Origin of the sequence: Lewinella cohaerens DSM 23179 (assembly GCF_000379805.1) — a bacterium.
Classification (GTDB): Bacteria; Bacteroidota; Bacteroidia; order Chitinophagales; family Saprospiraceae; genus Lewinella; species Lewinella cohaerens.
Genome location: NZ_KB903604.1, coordinates 1 through 1805, shown reverse-complemented (window position 1 = coordinate 1805; position 1805 = coordinate 1). Strand labels below are relative to the sequence as shown.

3 protein-coding genes are annotated in these 1805 nt (G+C 35.5%); all 3 read left to right on the top strand.

Annotation, left to right across the window (positions count from 1 at the left end; genetic code table 11):
- On the top strand, positions 1 to 209 hold a 209-nt coding region (locus tag A3EU_RS34905), incomplete at its 5' end, for a hypothetical protein (protein WP_211213975.1).
- A complete protein-coding gene (locus A3EU_RS0126705) occupies positions 202 to 930 on the top strand; it encodes a DUF7003 family protein (RefSeq protein ID WP_020539250.1) in 729 nt (242 codons plus the stop codon). The genes A3EU_RS34905 and A3EU_RS0126705, both read left to right, overlap by 8 nt.
- A 266-nt stretch (positions 931 to 1196) precedes the next feature.
- Positions 1197 to 1640, top strand: a complete 444-nt coding sequence (locus A3EU_RS0126700; RefSeq protein ID WP_020539249.1) for a hypothetical protein — start codon at positions 1197 to 1199, stop codon at positions 1638 to 1640.
- The last annotated feature ends 165 nt before the right edge of the window (positions 1641 to 1805 follow it).

Sequence of the window (1805 nt, the reverse complement as noted above, 5' to 3'; positions counted from 1 at the left end):
CGTTTTTCGGGCAAGCCCGTGTGGCACAAGCTTCTCCGCTGCGCTACGAACCTCGTACAACACGGGACATGCGGAAATTCAAAAATTTTTTCGGCTGCGTCGAAAATTTCCGAACTTCGCATGTCCCGAAAAACGTTGTGTGCAACCCTTCGGGTAATAAAAAATCCCACACTCTTGACGAGTATAATTTCTTGAAGAAATATGATTAAATGGTATAAGGAAAGAAGGAAAGTAAAAAATATATTAGAACAATTAGATGCTTGTGCTAAAGAGTTTACATTTCCAATGCTTGATAATGGCTATGTTTATCTGATCGATTCAAAAATGTCTATTTTAAGTTCCAGTGACTATTGGTGCATTATAATTGAAATAATTGGATTTAGTACTAGAGGGGGAGGACATGATGGAATAAATAATGCTGTACATGTTTTTGGGGATTTCCCCACTTGCAAACCAGGTTTACAGAATGAAAATTTCTTCTATTTTACTGAGAATGTTGATGGGGTTAGTGCCTTTGAAGAAGAGTATCATTTTTATCTAAATCCACAAGCCAATGGATTGATGATTAATGGAATTGAATATGAATTAGTTCATAACAGAGATCGCTATTTAGAAGCAAATATCTCTGTAGAGGATAAGGAGCAAATTGGGATACAAGATTTTCTCAGACTAATTTGGCCAAGAGTGCATAAGAAGCCATTTCTTAAATCAGAAGACTTATTAAAGCTGACCCATAATAGTCTCAAATTAATGATTCAATTAAAAGATTGGCAGCATCCAGATTTAGCTAATGATGAACTTCCAAGTGATACACATACCTTTATTGAGATCGCAAATGCTTTTGCTCGTAGTAATTTTGATAGTCTTGAAGATTTATCAAATAAGGGGAATACAAATTGGCGAAACTGGCCTGAAGGAGGTTCGCTATAAAGCCTATTAACATCTCAAACTATGTGGTTTACAATAAGTGATAAGGATATGCTCGATCTAAGAAACCAAATCTCCACTGATCGCTGTATTCCAATACTTTTGACTAAAGGTTTTGTAAAAGCTCCTTTCAAAAATTCTGATTTCGGAAGAAATAATTTACACGACTTTTTATATAATTTTGGAAGAGTGAAATAAGGCTAAAATCAGATAAACTGAATTTGTACTATCGTTGGAATAGTTCTATTCTGGAAATAAATTAATGTCGGATGGAGAATAAAATTAGCTGGGTCGAACTCTCTTTTGAAGAAATGCAAGGTCAGAGATTCCATTACATAGGTTACCAAATTAGAAATTTCAAAAAACGTAGTAGAGGACTAGACACTATTGACTATAATAAGGATTTGTATTTGATAGATTATTACAGCTCTTATATTGATTTTGCAAGAAAATTAACAATGGTATTAGATCACGGATGGGGAATAAAGACAATTAGAAAGAAATTGATCGAAATGAAAAACATAGTCAATTCATGCAAGTTTTCTAATGATAATAGATTGAGGAGTATGTTGTTAGAGTTAATTGAAGTCGAAAAAAATAAATATTTTACTGAGAAGTTAGACCCATATACTCATAAATTATTTGTTGATTTAGCTGAAATATCTGAAAGACTGCTTAAGCATAAGTTGTTTCTAACTATTCAGGTAAATTGAGTGATTATAAAATGCACACAACAAAGGCTACGACGTCCATGCTCCTTCGTCGCACGGCGCGTAGCCAGACCGTTGCCCAAGATACTCCGCTGCGCTGCGCATCTTGGGCAACGTTTTTCGGGCAAGCCCGTGCTGCACAAGCTTCTCCGCTCCGCTACGAACCTC

Bases quoted from the DNA above. Each gene is read 5' to 3' on its own strand.
- A3EU_RS0126705 (WP_020539250.1), top strand. From the start codon at position 202: ATGATTAAATGGTATAAGGAAAGAAGGAAAGTAAAAAATATATTAGAA.
- A3EU_RS0126700 (WP_020539249.1), top strand. From the start codon at position 1,197: ATGGAGAATAAAATTAGCTGGGTCGAACTCTCTTTTGAAGAAATGCAA.